Annotated in this window: 14 protein-coding genes; 4 read left to right on the forward strand and 10 right to left on the reverse strand. The window is 58.9% G+C overall.

The genetic code is table 11. The features are described 5' to 3' along the window. Positions 1–5: 5 nt before the first annotated feature. From secD to queA, 4 genes are read right to left on the reverse strand one after another with little or no spacing between them, the layout of a single operon-like run. Positions 6–1,853: a protein translocase subunit SecD gene (gene secD / locus E7738_RS09590; RefSeq protein WP_071813591.1), complete on the reverse strand. Its 1,848-nt coding sequence runs from the start codon at positions 1,851–1,853 to the stop codon at positions 6–8. 25 nt (positions 1,854–1,878) lie between these two features. Then, positions 1,879–2,211: a preprotein translocase subunit YajC gene (gene yajC, locus E7738_RS09595; RefSeq protein ID WP_021507155.1), complete on the reverse strand. Its 333-nt coding sequence runs from the start codon at positions 2,209–2,211 to the stop codon at positions 1,879–1,881. A 25-nt stretch (positions 2,212–2,236) separates the two neighbouring features. Beyond that, positions 2,237–3,361, reverse strand: a complete 1,125-nt coding sequence (gene tgt, locus E7738_RS09600; RefSeq protein WP_021507154.1) for a tRNA guanosine(34) transglycosylase Tgt — start codon at positions 3,359–3,361, stop codon at positions 2,237–2,239. 39 nt (positions 3,362–3,400) lie between these two features. Continuing rightward, positions 3,401–4,471: a tRNA preQ1(34) S-adenosylmethionine ribosyltransferase-isomerase QueA gene (gene queA / locus E7738_RS09605; protein WP_394516311.1), complete on the reverse strand. Its 1,071-nt coding sequence runs from the start codon at positions 4,469–4,471 to the stop codon at positions 3,401–3,403. A 104-nt stretch (positions 4,472–4,575) separates the two neighbouring features. Between queA and E7738_RS09610 the strand changes: the two genes are divergently transcribed. The 4 genes from E7738_RS09610 to E7738_RS09625 all read left to right on the forward strand — a co-directional run bounded on the left by E7738_RS09610 (position 4,576) and on the right by E7738_RS09625 (position 9,590). Beyond that, positions 4,576–5,157, forward strand: a complete 582-nt coding sequence (locus tag E7738_RS09610; RefSeq protein ID WP_058781210.1) for an ACP phosphodiesterase — start codon at positions 4,576–4,578, stop codon at positions 5,155–5,157. A 162-nt stretch (positions 5,158–5,319) separates the two neighbouring features. Next, on the forward strand, positions 5,320–6,129 hold the full coding sequence (locus tag E7738_RS09615) for an inositol monophosphatase family protein (RefSeq protein ID WP_021507151.1): 810 nt from the start codon (positions 5,320–5,322) through the stop codon (positions 6,127–6,129). Continuing rightward, the gene (locus tag E7738_RS09620; protein WP_283341791.1) at positions 6,126–7,361 is read left to right on the forward strand and encodes a histidine-type phosphatase; all 1,236 of its coding nucleotides are present in this window, start codon (positions 6,126–6,128) and stop codon (positions 7,359–7,361) included. Before E7738_RS09615 ends, E7738_RS09620 begins: the two co-directional genes overlap by 4 nt. Before the next feature lie 276 nt (positions 7,362–7,637). Beyond that, positions 7,638–9,590 carry an acyltransferase family protein gene (locus tag E7738_RS09625; RefSeq protein ID WP_394516312.1) on the forward strand — a complete coding sequence of 651 codons (1,953 nt, stop codon included), beginning with the start codon at positions 7,638–7,640 and terminating at the stop codon, positions 9,588–9,590. A 42-nt stretch (positions 9,591–9,632) separates the two neighbouring features. Here the strand turns inward: E7738_RS09625 and proY are convergent, their stop codons facing one another. The 6 genes from proY to phoB all read right to left on the reverse strand — a co-directional run bounded on the left by proY (position 9,633) and on the right by phoB (position 17,015). Further along, positions 9,633–10,988, reverse strand: coding sequence for a proline-specific permease ProY (proY, locus tag E7738_RS09630; RefSeq protein WP_058775216.1), 1,356 nt, complete (start codon positions 10,986–10,988; stop codon positions 9,633–9,635). A gap of 69 nt (positions 10,989–11,057) precedes the next feature. Next, positions 11,058–12,377 (reverse strand): branched-chain amino acid transporter carrier protein BrnQ, encoded by a 1,320-nt coding sequence (gene brnQ / locus E7738_RS09635; RefSeq protein ID WP_021507147.1) that lies wholly within the window; start codon positions 12,375–12,377, stop codon positions 11,058–11,060. Positions 12,378–12,779: 402 nt separating this feature from the next. Next, positions 12,780–13,886 carry a cobalamin-independent methionine synthase II family protein gene (locus E7738_RS09640; protein WP_394516313.1) on the reverse strand — a complete coding sequence of 369 codons (1,107 nt, stop codon included), beginning with the start codon at positions 13,884–13,886 and terminating at the stop codon, positions 12,780–12,782. 165 nt (positions 13,887–14,051) lie between these two features. Beyond that, positions 14,052–14,978: a PstS family phosphate ABC transporter substrate-binding protein gene (locus tag E7738_RS09645; RefSeq protein ID WP_058781206.1), complete on the reverse strand. Its 927-nt coding sequence runs from the start codon at positions 14,976–14,978 to the stop codon at positions 14,052–14,054. An 18-nt stretch (positions 14,979–14,996) separates the two neighbouring features. Continuing rightward, entirely contained in the window at positions 14,997–16,310 is a 1,314-nt protein-coding gene (gene phoR, locus E7738_RS09650) for a phosphate regulon sensor histidine kinase PhoR (protein ID WP_021507144.1), read from the reverse strand. Positions 16,311–16,325: 15 nt separating this feature from the next. Continuing rightward, positions 16,326–17,015, reverse strand: coding sequence for a phosphate response regulator transcription factor PhoB (gene phoB / locus E7738_RS09655; protein WP_021507143.1), 690 nt, complete (start codon positions 17,013–17,015; stop codon positions 16,326–16,328). Between the last annotated feature and the right edge of the window lie 122 nt (positions 17,016–17,137).

Raw genomic sequence — 17,137 nt, forward strand, 5'->3', positions numbered from 1 at the left:
ACTCCTCAGATAGACAGCTTATTGATGCGTTTGCCGCCGTACACCAGGTTAACGATGGCACGGGTGCCGACGATAGCGGTGAACATGGAAGTCGCGATACCGATAGCCGTGGTAATCGCAAACCCTTTGATCGAGCCGGTACCGACCGCATAAAGAATGATAACTTTAATCAGCGTGGTGACGTTGGCGTCGACGATACTGGAGAAGGCGCCTTTATAGCCTTCATGAATCGCCTGCTGTACCGAGCGCCCGTTACGCAGTTCTTCTTTAATACGTTCGTTAATCAACACGTTAGCATCCACCGCCACCGCCAGCGTCAGCACGATACCGGCAATGCCCGGCATGGTGAGCGTGGCGCCCGGTAACAGTGACATGATGCCGACAATCAACACCAGGTTGCACAGCAGTGCGCTGGTCGCAATCAGACCAAACTTCTTGTAGAACACCACCATAAAGATGATGGAGGCGATCAGACCCCACAGACAGGCTTCGAGACCCTGCGTGATGTTCTGCTGGCCCATGGTTGGACCGATGGTCCGCTCTTCCACAATCTGGATTGGCGCAATCAGCGCACCGGCACGCAGCAGCAGCGACAGCTGACGCGCTTCGTTCGGGTTGCTGATACCGGTAATTCGGAAGCTGTTGCCGAGGCGCGACTGAATGTTCGCCACGTTAATCACTTCTTCCTGCTTCACCAGAATCGCACGACCGTTCGCATCTTTCTTACCGCTGTCCTTGTACTCCACAAACAGGGTCGCCATCGGCTTGCCGATGTTGTCCTTGGTGAAGTTGGACATGATGTTACCGCCGGCGCCATCAAGCGAGATATTTACCTGCGGCTGGTTGTACTCATCCATGCTGGACGTCGAGTCGGTGATGTGGTCACCGGTGAGAATCACGCGCTTGTACAGCACCACCGGCTGACCTTCACGCGTCTTTTTCACTTCCGAGTCACCCGGCACGCGGCCGCTAGCGGCAGCGCTCGGATCCACCGAGGTGTTGACCAGGCGGAACTCCAGCGTTGCGGTAGCACCCAGAATCTCTTTGGCACGCGCGGTATCCTGGATACCCGGCAGCTCAACCACGATGCGGTCAGCACCCTGACGCTGTACCAGCGGCTCAGCTACACCCAGCTGGTTCACACGGTTACGCAGGATGTTAATGTTCTGCTGCACCGCATATTCGCGCGCTTCACTCAGACGCGCATCGGTCATCACCGCACGCAGCGTGTCGCTGCCAGCGCTGGTGATCACCAGGTCGCGATGGCGCGGCGTCAGATAGCTGATGGCCGCATCACGGCTGGCGCCGTCGCGGAAGCGTATTTCGGTGCCGTAGTTAGCGATTTTGCTAACGTTGGTGTAAGGGATATTTTTTTCGCGCAGATCGCTGCGCAGGCCATCAGCATTCTGCTCCTGCAGCTTGCCGAGGGCAGTGTCCATGTCGACTTCCATCAGGAAGTGCACGCCGCCGCGCAGATCGAGGCCAAGTTTCATCGGTTCAGCGGCCAGCATGGTCAGCCAGCGCGGTGTGGCAGGGGCCAGGTTGAGCGCCACGACGAAATCTTCGCCCAGCGCATTGGTGATGGCTTCACGCGCGCGCAGCTGAATATCCGTGTTAGCGAAACGGGCCAGAATGGCACCATTTTCCAGCGCGAGGGATTTGCTCTGGATATTGTCTTGTTTTAATACGGTCTGGATCTGATCCAACGTTTGCTCACTGGCGGCGCCACCGCGCGCACCAGTGATCTGAACGGCCGGATCCTCACCATAAAGGTTAGGAAGCGCATATAGCAGGCCGACGAGAATCACGACGACCAGCATGATGTACTTCCACAAAGGATAACGGTTTAACACGGCAGTTCCCTTCGGGAAGAATAAATTACAGCGCCTTCATTGTACCTTTCGGCAGAACGGCGGCCACGAAATCACGTTTAATCACTACTTCAGTGGTGTCGTTCAGGGCGATAGCGATGTAGCCGGTTTCAGCCACTTTCGTTACGCGTCCCACCAGGCCACCGTTGGTCAGCACTTCATCACCTTTGGAGATGGAATCCATCAGCTTTTTGTGATCTTTGGCGCGCTTCTGCTGTGGACGCAGGATCATGAAGTAGAAAATCAGACCAAAAACCACCAGCATGATCACCAGAGAATACGGACTTCCCTGAGACGGAGCGCCAGCTGCGGCCACGGCGTCAGAAATGAAAAAGCTCATTAAATTTCCCTCATTGATAGAATTATCAGACGTTTAACGGTGGAACCGCTTTGCCCGTCCGTTGGTAGAACTCGCTAACAAAGTGCTCTAATTTACCCTCTTCGATGGCCTGGCGTAAACCCGCCATCAGACGCTGGTAATAGCGCAGATTGTGGATGGTGTTCAGACGTGCGCCCAGTATTTCGTTACAGCGATCAAGATGATGCAAGTAGGCACGCGTGTAATTGCGACAGGTGTAACAATCACACTCCGCATCCAGCGGCGCGGTGTCATCTTTGTATTTCGCATTGCGGATTTTCACCACGCCATCGGTGACGAACAGATGGCCATTGCGCGCGTTACGCGTTGGCATAACACAGTCAAACATATCGATACCGCGGCGAACGCCTTCCACCAGATCTTCCGGTTTGCCGACGCCCATCAAATAACGCGGTTTGTCTTGCGGAATTTGCGGACAGACGTGTTCCAGGATGCGGTGCATGTCCTCTTTTGGTTCACCCACCGCCAGGCCGCCCACAGCGTACCCATCAAAGCCAATCTCTACCAGACCTTTAACCGAGACATCACGTAAATCTTCGTAAACCCCGCCCTGAATAATGCCAAACAGCGCATTTTTGTTACCGAGCGCGTCAAAGCGGTCGCGGCTGCGCTGCGCCCAGCGCAGTGACATCTCCATCGAGCGTTTAGCGTAATCCCAGTCCGCCGGATACGGCGTACATTCGTCGAAGATCATCACAATGTCGGAGCCGAGATCGTACTGAATCTCCATCGATTTTTCCGGGTCGAGGAAAATCGGATCGCCGTTGATCGGGTTGCGGAAATGCACGCCGGCTTCGGTGATCTTACGGATATCGCCGAGGCTGAATACCTGGAAGCCGCCGGAGTCGGTCAGGATCGGTCCCTGCCAGTGCATGAAATCGTGCAGGTCGCCGTGCAGTTTCATGATCTCCTGCCCCGGACGCAGCCACAGGTGGAAGGTGTTACCCAGCAGGATCTGCGCGCCGGTCTCTTTCACTTCTTCCGGCGTCATGCCTTTGACCGTGCCGTAGGTGCCGACCGGCATAAACGCCGGGGTTTCCACGACGCCGCGATCAAAGACCAGACGGCCACGGCGCGCGCGCCCGTCGGTGGTATCTAATTCAAATTTCACATTGACCTCTTTCGATAATCAGAGAAACAGTCTGATTACTCAGCCACCAACGATTTCGTCGGGAGCCTGTGGATTACGGGTGATGTACATCGCATCCCCGTAGCTAAAGAAACGGTACTGCTCCGCCACCGCGCTCTGATAAGCCGCCATGGTGTGTTGATAACCGGCAAACGCCGAGACCAGCATAATCAGCGTCGATTCCGGCAGGTGGAAGTTGGTGATCAGCGCATCAATCACCTGATAGTGATAGCCCGGATAGATAAAGATCTGCGTGTCATCGAAAAACGGCGCGATCAGCCCATCCTGGCAGGCCTGCGCTGCGCTCTCCAGCGATCGCACCGAGGTGGTGCCCACCGCCACCACTTTGTTACCGCGCGCTTTGCACGCCAGCACCGCGTCCACCACGTCCTGCGGCACTTCGGCATATTCAGAGTGCATGATGTGATCGTTGATGTTCTCCACGCGCACCGGCTGGAAGGTGCCAGCGCCGACGTGCAGCGTCACAAACGCCATCTCCACGCCTTTTGCCTTCAGCGCCGCCAGCAGCGGCTCATCGAAGTGCAGACCGGCGGTCGGCGCTGCCACCGCGCCGGGGCGCGCGCTGTACACCGTCTGGTACAGCTCGCGGTCAGCTTCCTCATCCGGACGATCGATGTACGGCGGCAGCGGCATATGGCCGACGCTGTTCAGGATATCCAGCACCGCGCGATCGTCCGCAAACTCGATTTCGAACAGCGCATCGTGGCGCGCCACCATGGTGGCTTTGACGCTTTCGTCGTCGCCCAGCAGTAATTCGGCACCCGGCTTCGGCGCTTTGGAGGCGCGCACGTGCGCCAGCACGCGTTTGTCATCCAGCATGCGCTCAACCAGCATCTCAATTTTGCCGCCGCTGGCTTTACGGCCATAGACGCGCGCCGGAATCACCCGGGTATTATTGAACACCAGCAGATCGCCCGGATTGAGCTTATCCAGCACATCAGTAAACACGCAATGGTTCAGCGCCCCGCTCGGGCCATCCAGCGACAGCAGGCGACATCCGCTGCGCTGCGCCTGCGGATAGTGGGCGATCAAAGATTCCGGTAATTCAAAGGCAAAATCGGCTACACGCATGCATCACTTCTTCAGGACTCAAAAAACAGGCGGCATAGTTTAGCGGAAAAGTGGGCAATTCTGAACAACTGGCTGCGCCGGTGTGATTCTGCCTATAATGCGCCATGAACTTTCTTGCTCACCTTCACCTCGCAACCCTGGCCGACAGCTCACTGCTGGGTAATCTGCTGGCCGACTTTGTGCGCGGCAACGTTGAGGCGCAGTGGCCGCAGCCAGTGGTGGCCGGTATTGCCCTGCACCGGCGCATTGATGTGCTGACCGATAACCTGCCGGAAGTGCGCAGCGCGCGTCAGCTGTTCCGCGCCGAAACGCGCCGCGTAGCGCCAATCACCCTCGACGTGATCTGGGACCACTTCCTGGCGCGCCACTGGGATCAGCTGCATCCGGCGCAGTCGCTGTCCGCCTTTAGCGCCGCCGCCGAGCGCGACATTGTGCCGCAGCTGCCCGGCACGCCGGGCGATTTTATCGAGCTCAACGCGGTAATGTGGCGCGAACGCTGGTTTGAACACTATGCTGACCCGGCGCGGCTGGCGCGCGTGCTAAGCGGCATGGCGCATCGCCGGCCGCGGCTGGCGGCGCTGCGCGACTCCTATCAGGATTTTGTCGACCACTACACCCAGCTCGAACCGCTGTTTTTCCAGTTCTATCCACGCTTGATGGCCGCCGCGCGCGCCCGGCAGCTGTGAAGCACAATTTGCCGCTGCCCCGCATTGCCTCCCCTTGCCAGCCGCAGCCATCTGCGGCTTAATGAAGCCTTGCTTAACTTTTGTTAAGCCAGTCACACAGCCATGGCGCTTTATCCGGCGTGGTTCGCCACGTCGATTGCCAGTGAATGATAAGAGGGAAAAATGTCATCAGCTACGCTAACCGAATTAGATGCTCGTTATCACTATGCCTGTGAGGTGGCGAAAACCGCCGCCAGCCGCGCGCTGGCGTGGTATCAGCAGCGCCATCAGCTGGTGGTGGAGCACAAGAAGGATTTGCAGGATGTAGTCAGCGAGGCGGATCGCAACGTTGAGCTGCTGGTAAAACACCTGATTCATGAGCGTTTTCCTGACGATGCGGTGCTGGGTGAAGAGAGCGGCGGTGACGTCAGCGGCGCGCGCTTTATCTGGGTCATCGATCCGATTGACGGCACCAGCAGCTTTCTTAATGGCCTGCACAACTGGTGCGTCTCGCTGGCGATTGTCTGTGACGATCAGCCGGTGATTGGCGTAGTCAGCGATCCTAATCATCAGGAAACCTTCCACGCCTGCCGCGGCAAAGGTGCCTGGGTGAATGACAAGCGCATTCAGGCACACAGCGCGCAGCGGCTCGACCAGGGGCTGCTGGGCCTTAGCAGCTCGAACAGCCAGCCGATTGAACCGCTGACCACCTTTATCAGCCAGCTGCTGGCGCAGGGCGGCATGTTTATCCGCAACGGTTCCGGTGCGCTGATGAGCGCCTGGGCGGCCGCCGGCCGGCTGATTGGCTATTACGAAGCGCATATGAATCCGTGGGATGGCCTGCCCGGCATTGTGCTGATGCGCGAAGCGGGCGGCGTCACCAACGATTATCTCAGCCACCACGGCCTGCAACAGGGTAATCCGGTGCTGCTGGCCAACGCGGTGCTCTATCCGCAGCTCAAAGCGCTGCTGCCGGCACAGCCAACGCTATGACACGTCTGCTGCTGAGCGCGCTGCTGGCTTTGCTGGCGCTCACCGCGCAGGCGCAGCCGCGCTACCAGCTGGAAAAAGTGGTAGAGATCAGTCGTCACGGCGTGCGTCCTCCCACCGCAGGTAACCGTACGGAAATCGAAGCCGCCACCCAGCGCGCCTGGCCGCGCTGGCGCAGCGCCGACGGCGAACTCACCGCACACGGTTATGCAGCGGTCGTGAATAAAGGTCGCTGGCAGGGTGAACACTATCGCCAGCTCGGCCTGCTGCGTGCCGGCTGTCCCGATGCCGGGCAAATCTACGTGCGCGCCAGTCCGCTGCAGCGCACCCGCGCCACGGCGCAGGCACTGCTGCAGGGTGCCTTTCCTGACTGCGATGTGGCAGTTCATCACGTCGCGGGGGCGGTCGATCCGCTATTTCAGAGCGAAAAACTGCCGTTCGGCCAAACGGATGCTGCCACGGAGCGGGCAGCGGTCGCGGCGCGCGCCGGCGATCTCACCGCACTGCAACAGCGTTTACAGCCCGCCGTGCAGCAGCTCAGGCAGGCGGTGTGTGCGGCAGATTGCCCGTTCTTCGATCGCCCCTGGCAGCTGAAGCAGAGTAAAAGCGGCCATACCTACGTGCAGGGTCTCAGCGTGCTGGCCAGCATGGCCGAAACCTTACGGCTCGGCTGGAGCGAAAATCTGCCGTTCAGCCAGCTGGCGTGGGGCAACATCACCCGGGCGCAGCAGATCAGCGCCCTGCTGCCGCTGCTGACCGCCAATTACGATCTGAGTAATGATGTGCCATATATCGCGCAAAAGCGTGCGTCGATGCTGCTGGACGCGGTGGTGCGCAACCTGCAGGACGATGCGGCGACGCCCTCCACCCGCTGGCTGCTGCTGGTGGCACACGACACCAATATCGCCATGTTACGCACGCTGATCGGCTTCAGCTGGCAACTGCCCGGCTACGCGCGCGGTAATATTCCGCCCGGCAGCAGCCTGGTGTTTGAGCGCTGGCGCGATAACCAGACGCAGACGCTGCTGTTGCGCGTCTATTTTCAGGCGCAAAGTCTGGATGCGCTACGCCAGCTAACGCCGATCGATCGGCAGCACCCGCTGCTGCGCCAGGAGTGGCATCAGCAAAACTGTCGCCAGACGGCGGTGGGTACGCTGTGTCCTTATCAATCGACACTTGAGCACTGGCGCACCGCCATTGATCAGCGCGCGGTAATCCCCGTGGACTATCCCTGACGCCAGCCGCCGGGTTAAGCCAGACAGATTACGCCGGCTTATTCCTGCAGCGAAATTACAGCAATAAACTGCAAGCTGATGGGCACGGTTATCTGAGACTTTTCTTTTTTTTCCCTTAAAAGCGTTAGCGCTGAAAAACTGCGATATGCTGCACGGGTCAATCATCCCTTAGTAATACCTTTCTCTTTTTACATTTTTCGGCGACAGGATGCGCCGAGCTATTTTTACCCGCAGTAATAAAATCGCAAATTAACATTGAATAACTGGGATCCTGTTATGTCTGTACCTGTCTCGCTGCGCTATCGTCCGGATATCGATGGTCTGCGCGCTGTCGCCATTATATTGGTTGTGCTGTTCCACTGCGGCGTCAGCGCCGTGCCGGGTGGCTTTATTGGCGTCGATATATTTTTCGTTATTTCCGGCTTTTTAATTGGTGGTATTATCAGTAAAGAAATTACCGCCGGCACCTTCTCGTTTTATCAGTTTTATTTACGCCGCATCCGGCGTATTGCGCCCGCACTGTTTTTTATGCTGATGGTATTGCTGCTGCTCGGTTATCTGCTGTTATCACCGCTGGAATTAAGCCAGCTGGCAAAATACAGCATGGCGGTGTTTCTCTCGGTGCCCAATATGCTGTTACTGAAGAGTGGCGACTATTTCAGTGCGGATGCCGATCTCAATCCGCTCCTGATGACCTGGTCGCTGGGCATTGAGGAGCAGTTCTATATCGTGCTGCCGTTTGTTCTGCTGCTGGCCGTGCGGCTGCGGCGCACAATGACCGGCGTGGTGCTACTGCTCAGCCTGCTGTCGCTGGCCGGCTGCCTGTGGTTAACGCCCCTCTCCAGCACTCAGGCGTTTTATCTGCTGCCAACCCGCGCCTGGGAGCTGGGTGCCGGCGTGCTGCTGGCGCTGTGGCAACCCCGCCCCGTCACCGGCCGGCTGGCCTGCCTCTGTCATCTCGCTGGCTGGCTGCTGATCATCGGTGCCACGCTGTTACTCAGCCATAGCGATCGCTTTCCCGGCTGGCTGGCACTGCTGCCGGTGCTGGCGGCCTGTCTGATGATCGGTGCACGCAGCCCGCTCAATCAGCGGCTGCTGGAGAACGCGCCGATGCGCTTCATCGGTAAAATTTTCTACTCGTGGTATCTGTGGCACTGGCCGCTGCTCAGTCTGGCACGCATCTGCAGCGATCGACCGCTCAGTATCTGGCAGGCGTTGAGCATCTGTGCCGTGGCGCTGGTCATCGCCTGGCTCTCCTGGCGCTTCGTCGAACAGCCATTCCGTCGGGCGCGCAGCGGTACGCGCTGGCTGATCCCCGGCTACTGCGCCTCGTCGCTGCTGGCAGCCGGTGCCATGGTGCTGCTGTGGCAGAGCGGTGGCCTGAAATCGCGCGTCAGTGAAGCGGTGATGCTCGGCGACGAATGGAAAGTCGCCGCCCAGCGCGATCCCTGCCTGCTGGATTACGGCGCCACGCGGCCCGCCCGTGATGCGCAGTGCCAGCCGCAGAGTGACACACCGGCGATAGCGCTGATTGGCGACAGCCATGCCGCGGCGCTGGCGGCCAACGTCGCCGATTACGCCCGGCGGCAGCAGAAACCGCTGTTTCAGCTGACCAAAGCCTCCTGCCCTTTCCTGCTTGAGGCCACGCGCGCGATGCCGCAAAAACCGCAGCATGCACAGCAGTGCCTCGATTTTAATCAGCGGGTTCTGCCGATCATCCTGAGCGATAAAATAGACGAAGTGGTGATCAGCGCGTTCTGGGCGGCGGGCCTCAGTGCGCAGCCGGGCAGCGGATTCCGCAGTCTCCGCGATCCGGCGCAGGACAATCTGCAGGCGCTGAAAAGCGGGCTGGATACCGTGGTGGCGCAGCTGCTGGCGGCAGGGAAAAAGATCACCCTGATAGACGATGTGCCGACCATCACGCTCGATCCGCTGCGCTACAGCCATAACCGCAATATGCCGCTGCGCCGCAGCCTGAATAGCTGGCTCAGCGCGCAGGATGGCGCGGCGCTGGCGGCGGAACGCACGCAGCAGATGCAGATGCCAAACGCATCGGTGGCAAATCTGTTAAAGGATTATCAGCAGCGCGGCGTGCGCGTGTTGTCACTGCAGGAGACGTTGTGTAATGCGCAGGGGTGTCTGGTCACTCATCAGGGCATGCCGCTCTGGTATGACAACAATCACCTGAATCCGTACGGCGGAGAGATGGCGCTGGGGAAAAACTGGTAATGCAACGCGGGCGAAGTCTCGCTTCGCCCGCAGTAAAGCTTCTTACGCTTTACGTTTCTTCGCCAGCGGCCACGCCAGCAGCAGCAGGACAATCCACGCAAACCCGACGTACAGCGAGATACGCGTATCCGGGAAGTAGCCAATCAGCGCGATGATAAAGGCAAGGAACAGCACTCCCACCCACGCCGTAGCGCTGCCGCCCGGCAGAGCAAACTGCAGCTTACCGGCCTGCTCTTTGCCGATTTTGTGGCGGAACGCGATCTGCGACAGCAGAATCATAATCCACACCCACACGGTGGCAAACGTCGCCAGCGAGGCAATCACCAGGAACACTTTTTCCGGCATCAGATAGTTGAGGTACACCGCCACCAGCATGGCAAGCATCATCACCAGCACCGTGACCCACGGAATGCCGCGATTCGACACCTTCATAAACATCTTCGGCGCATGACCCTGCTGCGCCATACCGTGCAGCATGCGGCCGACGCCAAACACATCGCTGTTAATCGCCGACAGCGAGGCCGTCAGCACCACAAAGTTCAGAATGGAGGCGGCGGCGGCGATGCCGAGGTGCTGGAAAGTCAGTACGAACGGGCTGCCTGCGGTACCGACCTGGTTCCAGGGATAGATCGACATGATCACAAACAGCGTGCCGACATAGAACACCAGAATGCGCAGCGGTACGGAGTTGATGGCGCGCGGGATCGATTTCGCCGGATCTTTAGCTTCGCCGGCGGTGATACCAATGATCTCAATGCCGCCGTAGGCGAACATCACCATCTGCAGCGACAGCAGCATGCCGACGATACCGTGAGCAAAGAAGCCGCCGTTGGTCCACAGGTTATGGATGCCGGTCGGCTGACCGCCGTTGCCGATGCCCCAGAAAATCATGCCGAAACCGGCCACGATCATGATGATGATGGTGGCAACTTTGAAGAAGGAGAACCAGAACTCCACTTCGCCAAACACCTTCACGCTCATCAGGTTGATGGCGCCGATGATCAGCACCACCGACAGCACCCAAATCCAGTGCGGCACCTCCGGGAACCACACGCCCATGTAGATACCAAAAGCCGTGACGTCGGCGATCGCCACAATCAGGATTTCAAAGCAGTACGTCCAGCCGGTGATATAGCCCGCCAGCGGTCCGAGGTAATCCTGCGCGTAGCGTGAAAACGAGCTGGCCTGCGGATTGTTAACCGACATCTCGCCCAGCGCGCGCATGATGATATACGCCACGGCGCCGCCGATGATGTAGGCCAGCAGTACGCTGGGGCCTGCCATTTTGATGGCATCTGCCGAGCCGTAAAACAGCCCGGTGCCGATCGCCGATCCCAGCGCCATAAAACGGATGTGGCGCGTGCTCAGTCCGCGTTTGAGCTTATTGGTTTCTTGCATAACAAACAGTACCTGTGGAAATGAAAAAACCACGGGCAAGCCCGTGGTCGGAATTAACAGCGATGTCGTTTACTGGTGAACGGCAACCTGCTCACGCCCTTTCACCCGGTCAACCACCGCAGCAATCACCAGCATCGCCAGCGACGGCGGCAACCAGGAGAGTCCCTGATCGGCCAGCGGCAGATGCTGGCTAAACAACGGCAGCGCATCTTTAAAGCTGGTGGTTTTGATGGCATCGACGATACCAAACAGCAGGCTGATCAGCATGGTTGGCGCAATGATGCGCGTGCTGCGATTCCACCAGCTCAGGGTAAAGCTCAGTACCACCAGTACGATGCACGGCGGATAGATAGCCGTCAGCACCGGAATCGAAATCTGAATCAGGTGGCTGAGACCGAGGTTCGACACCAGCATGGCGAACAGGCCGAGAATAAACACCAGCGCTTTATACGACAACGGCAGGTATTGCGCAAAGAATTCTGCGCAGGCGCAGGTCAGGCCCACCGCCGTAACCATACAGGCGACGAAAATCAGCGCGGCGAGGAAGACACTGCCCATACCGCCGAAGGTCTGCTGCACGTAAGCATGCAGAATCGCCGCGCCGTTAGCGTTCTGATCGACAATCGCGCCGCTGCCGGAGCCCAGCTTGAACAGGCTGAGGTACACCAGCGTCAGGCCAACACCGGCGATCACGCCAGCCAGCATGGTATAGCGCGTCAGCAGTTTGCTGTCTTCCACGCCACGCGAACGCGCCGCATTAACGATGACGATACCGAACACCAGCGCGCCGAGCGTATCCATGGTCAGATAGCCGTTCACGAAACCGCTGGAGAAGGCCGCACGCTGGTAGTCGGCGGTGGCCGGCGAAATGCCGCCAGCCGGCCACAGCAGCGCCGCGACGCCCAGAATGGTCAGCGCGACAATTTTCAGCGGCGCGAGGAAGTGGCCGACGGTGTCCAGCAGCTTGCCTGGATAGAGCGAAATGCCGATCACCAGCGCGAAGTACACCAGGCTATAGATAAACAGCGGCAGCGGGCCGTCGCCGGTCAGTGGCGCAATCCCGACTTCAAATGAAACGGTCGCGGTGCGCGGCGTGGCAAACAGCGGGCCGACGGCGAGATAGCACACGGTGGCGAGCAGCAGACCGGCCGCTTTACCAATCGGTGAGCTGAGCGCATCAATACCGCCGCCAACGCGCGCCAGCGCGATCACGGTCATCACCGGTAAACCAACCGCGGTGATCAGGAAGCCGAAGGCGGCAATCCAGACATGTTCACCAGACTGAATACCGACCATAGGCGGGAAAATGATGTTTCCTGCGCCAACGAACAGGGCAAAGGTCATGAAGCCCAGCGCCAGGATGTCCCTGGAGGTTAAACGATGTGTCATAAACTTCTGTACTGCCTGTAGCTGATGTTGCGGTGGAAGTTGGGTTTGTGTTGTCCCCTGGATGCGCGAAAACAATGGCTTAACTGGCTTGACCAGTGCGTTATGCGGGCCGAATCGGTACAGCGCAGGTGATTTAAACTGCTTTTCTTCTGTTCACAGAGGGATGAATCGACAACGGCGCAAATTAAAACGTTTATAGCGAAGAAAGGCAATACAGGATCGGAAAACCAGAAGGATATAACAGGAAAGCGTCAGAACGCAGTGGATAAGCAGGAAATAGTCGGAAAACACCTGAGATGATTTGCTTAAAGTTTCTGCAAAGCGGGCGATCTCCTTGCAGAAACCGCCGCAGGGATGCACAAAAGGCGCGCTTTACGCGCCTGTTTGCACAACTTTACAGCATCACCACACCTGTTGTGCGATGTCGACAACCAGACGAATCTTCTGCCACTGCTGCGCTTCGGTCAGGCTGTTGCCCTCTTCCGTTGACGCAAAGCCACACTGCGGGCTGAGGCAAATCTGGTCGAGGCTGACAAACTGCGCCGCTTCCTGCAGGCGCGCCTTTACCTGTGCAGCGTCTTCCAGCTCGCCGGTTTTGGTGGTAATCAGCCCTAATACCACCTGCTGATGACCGGGTTTGATGAAACGCAGCGGCTCAAAGCCACCGGAGCGCTCATTATCGTACTCGAGGAAAAACGCGTCGATGTTCACGCTGCCAAACAGAATTTCCGCCACCGGCTCGTAGCCGCCTTCCGAGATCCAGGTCGAGCGGAAGTTACCACGACACACGTGCAGACCGACGGTGAGATCCGCCGGTTTATCTTCCAGCGCGCGATTCAGCACCTGCGCATAAATGCGCGCCAGCTGTTGCGGATCTTCACCGCGCTCGCGGATTTGCTGCTGCTGATCGCCTGAACACAGGTACGCCCACACGGTGTCATCCAGCTGCAGATAGCGGCAGCCAGCGTCGTAAAACGCCTTGATCGCCTCTTTGTAAGTCTTTGCCAGATCGGCGAAGTACTGCTCCAGATCCGGATACACCGTGGCATCAATCACTTTACGGCCGCCGCGGAAGTGCAGCACGCTCGGGCTGGGAATGGTCATTTTCGCCACCGCATCGCCGGCCACGCTTTGCAGGAAGCGGAAATGGTCCAGCATCGGATGCTGCGGGTTAAAAGCGACTTTGCCGGTGACCTTCACGCCGTGCGCTTTGGTCTGCACGCCGTTGAACTGAATGCCCTGATCGGCCTCAAACAGCTCGACGCCGTGCAGATGGCCAAAGAAATCAAAGTGCCACCAGGCGCGGCGGAATTCACCGTCGGTCACCACCTGCAGACCGCTGGCGCGCTGCTGCTCCACCACCTGGCGAATCGCATCGTCTTCTACCTGACGCAGCTGGTCGGCGCTGAGGGCACCACTGGCGAACTGTTCACGTGCCTGTTTAATGGCGGCGGGACGCAGAAAGCTGCCGACGGTATCGGCGCGGAACGGGGCGGTGTTGCGTTGCATATTCACTCCTGCACTGACACATAATTGCGTCAGGGTATAATTGCGTACGGTTATTTTTGGCCATCTGGATGGCTATATGTCCATAAGAGTGACATGCCGCCCCACCGGCGGCAATGGAAGAAAATTCAGGGGACGTGAAAAAAATTCATGATCGGTCAGCGTGAATTAGTTTTGCGCAATCGCCGCGCGCGCCTGCGCGATCTGGCTATCGGACAGCGGCAGGTAGCCGGCCTCCGTTACACGGCGCTGGCCCTGCGCAGAGAGCACCTGCTGCAGAAAGGCGGCGACCAGCGGCGGCAGCGGTTTACCGGGCGCCTTGTTAACGTAAATATACAGCGGGCGCGACCACGGATAACGGCCGCTGCGGATCGATTCGGCATCCGGCATAACGCTGTCGCCGCTGGCGGTGACGATCGGCAGGGTTTTCACGCCGCTCAGGTGAAAGCCAAAGCTGGCGTAGCCGATGCTGTTCGGCGTGCTGGCGACCGCCTGCACCACCGCCGCCGAGCCGGGAAACTCCGCGACGTCAGCGCGGAAATCGCCGCGACACAGCGCCTGCTGCTTGAAAAAGCCCCAGGTGCCGGAAGCGGAGTTACGGCCAAAGCGCTGAATACTGCGCGTTGCCCAGTTCGCCGTATGCAGGCCAACATCGCCCCAGCGCTGCGGCACCTGCTGTGCGCCGCACAGCCGGGTCACGGAGAACAGCGCATCCAGCTGCGGCTGACTGATGGACGGCAGCGGATTGTCCTGATTAACCACCACCACCAGCGCATCCATCGCCACCGGCACCGCCAGCGGCGCATAGCCATAGCGCGCGATAAACAGCTGACGCTCATCCACCTGCATCGGCCGGCTCATGGCGCCAAGCTGAGCGGCCCCGGCGGCCAGCGCGGTCGGCGCCGTCGACGATCCCGCCGCCTGCACCTGCACATTAACGCCCGGCGACTGACGGCTGAAATCTTCGCCCCACAGCGTCATCAGGTAGCCCAGCGTGTCCGAGCCCACGCTGCTCAGGTTGCCGGTCAGCATGCTTTGCTGAGCCGTCGCCAGCAGCGGGCACAGTAATAAAAGAGAGAGCAGCAGCGATTTCATCACAGAGTCCGGTGGCGTTTACTGCGCCACATTCTCGCGGATTCCGTTCGCCACAATCAAGCGCGGTGGCAGCACGAAGCGGAAGCAGGTTTCCTGATGCGGCACGCTGCTGATCTCCAGCCGCGTGGTGTGGTGGCCGAGCGCGTGCTTAACAATGGCCAGCCCCAGCCCGCTGCCGCCGGTGGCGCGCGAGCGCGCTTTATCCACGCGGTAGAAGCGTTCGGTCAGGCGCGGCAGATGCTCCTCGCTGATGCCGGGCCCGTTGTCGCACACCTTAAATTCGGCGCCCTGTTTGGTGCGCAACCAGCTGATGTCGATGCGCGTGCCATCCGGCGTGTGGTTCACCGCGTTATACACCAGATTGGAAATCGCGCTGCGCAGCTGTTCATCATTGCCGAACACCTTCAGGTGCGGATCGGTGTGGAAATGGATGCTGTGCCGGCCCTGGCTGAGGGTTTCCGCCTCGCGCTGCAACAGCAGCAGCATGGTCGGCACATCCACCGTCTCTTTCAGGTCAATGGCGGGGGCCGCTTCGATGCGTGACAGCGTCAGCAACTGCTTCACCAGGCTGTCCATGCGCCGCGTCTGCTCCTGCATGGTGCTGAGCGCCTTGCTGCGGGTGCGCTCATTCATCCCGGCGTCGTCCATCATCTCCAGATAGCCCTGCAGCACCGTCAGCGGGGTACGCAATTCATGACTGACGTTGGCGAAGAAGTTACGCCGCGCCCCTTCCAGCTGGTGCATCTGGGTGACGTCACGCGCCACCATCAGCCACTGCCCTTCACTGTAAGGCATGACGCGGAACTCCATGTGATGCTGATTATTCAGCACCAGCGTCAGCGGCTTGTTGAAGTCGCGCTGGCGGATATAGCGGGAGAATTCAGGGTAGCGCAGCAGGTTGAGGATATTCTGGCCATTATCTTCCGGCCAGCGCAGCCCGAGATGCTGCTGGGCCAGACCGTTACACCAGAAAATGGTGCCCTCTTCGGTGGTGAGTACCACCGCGTCCGGCAGCGACTCGGCCCCGCTGCGAAAGCGTTTGATCAGATTGCCCAGCTCGCGCCGGCGGCGGCGATTGCGCAACTGCATTTGATACAGGCCGTAAAACAGCGGTTCCCAGCTGCCGCGCCCGGTGGGCGGCGTCATTGAACGATCAATCCACAGCCAGTGCGACAGCCGCATCAGATTTTTAAAGTGCCAGAACAGCACGCCGCACACGGCCAGTAACAGCCACCACGGCAGATAGCCAACCAGCAGACCCAGCACCAGCGCAGGCAGACACACCAGCGCCAGCTCGGTCAGTAATCTCTTCCAGGAGAGTCGTTCCAGCACGGTAAAAGACTCCGTTTAGTAGCGGGCAGAGAAACGATACCCTGTTCCGCGAACGGTTTGTACCATGCGATCGTGGCCGGAAACTTCCAGTGCTTTACGTAAACGACGGATATGCACATCCACGGTGCGGTCTTCCACATACACGTTAGTGCCCCACACGTGATTCAGCAGCTGTTCGCGGCTGTATACGCGCTCCGGATGCGTCATAAAGAAGTGCAGCAGTTTGTATTCGGTCGGTCCCATTTCCAGCGGCGTGGTTTCGGACATCACGCGATGCGAGGAGGGATCGAGGCTCAGCCCCTGCATCTCAATCACCTCTTCCACCGCCATCGGTGAGATGCGGCGCATCACGGCTTTAATGCGCGCCATCAGCTCTTTGGGCGAGAACGGCTTGGTGATGTAATCATCGGCGCCCACTTCCAGCCCGCGCACGCGATCTTCCTCTTCACCGCGCGCCGTCAGCATCATCACCGGAATATCACGCGTCATGGCTTCACGCTTTAAATGTTTGATGAACTGAATGCCGCTGCCGCCGGGTAACATCCAGTCCAGCAGAATCAGATCGGGCCAGGGTTCGATCAGCTTGCCAATCGCGCTGTCATAGTCCTCAGCCTCAATCGGCTGATAGTCGTTTTGTTCCAGCACGAAACATAACATTTCACGGATGGGAGCTTCGTCTTCCACAACCAAAATGCGCTTAGCCATTATTACTCCTGCGATTGTGACGGCATGTCACGGGGGTTTGCGGCGCCATTATGCGTCAGTTTTGTGACACTTTTATGAAAAACCCACCTCATGATAATCAGATAAAAAGCGCAATTGTGACA

The sequence above is a fragment of the Pantoea sp. SGAir0430 genome (genome assembly GCF_043549295.1).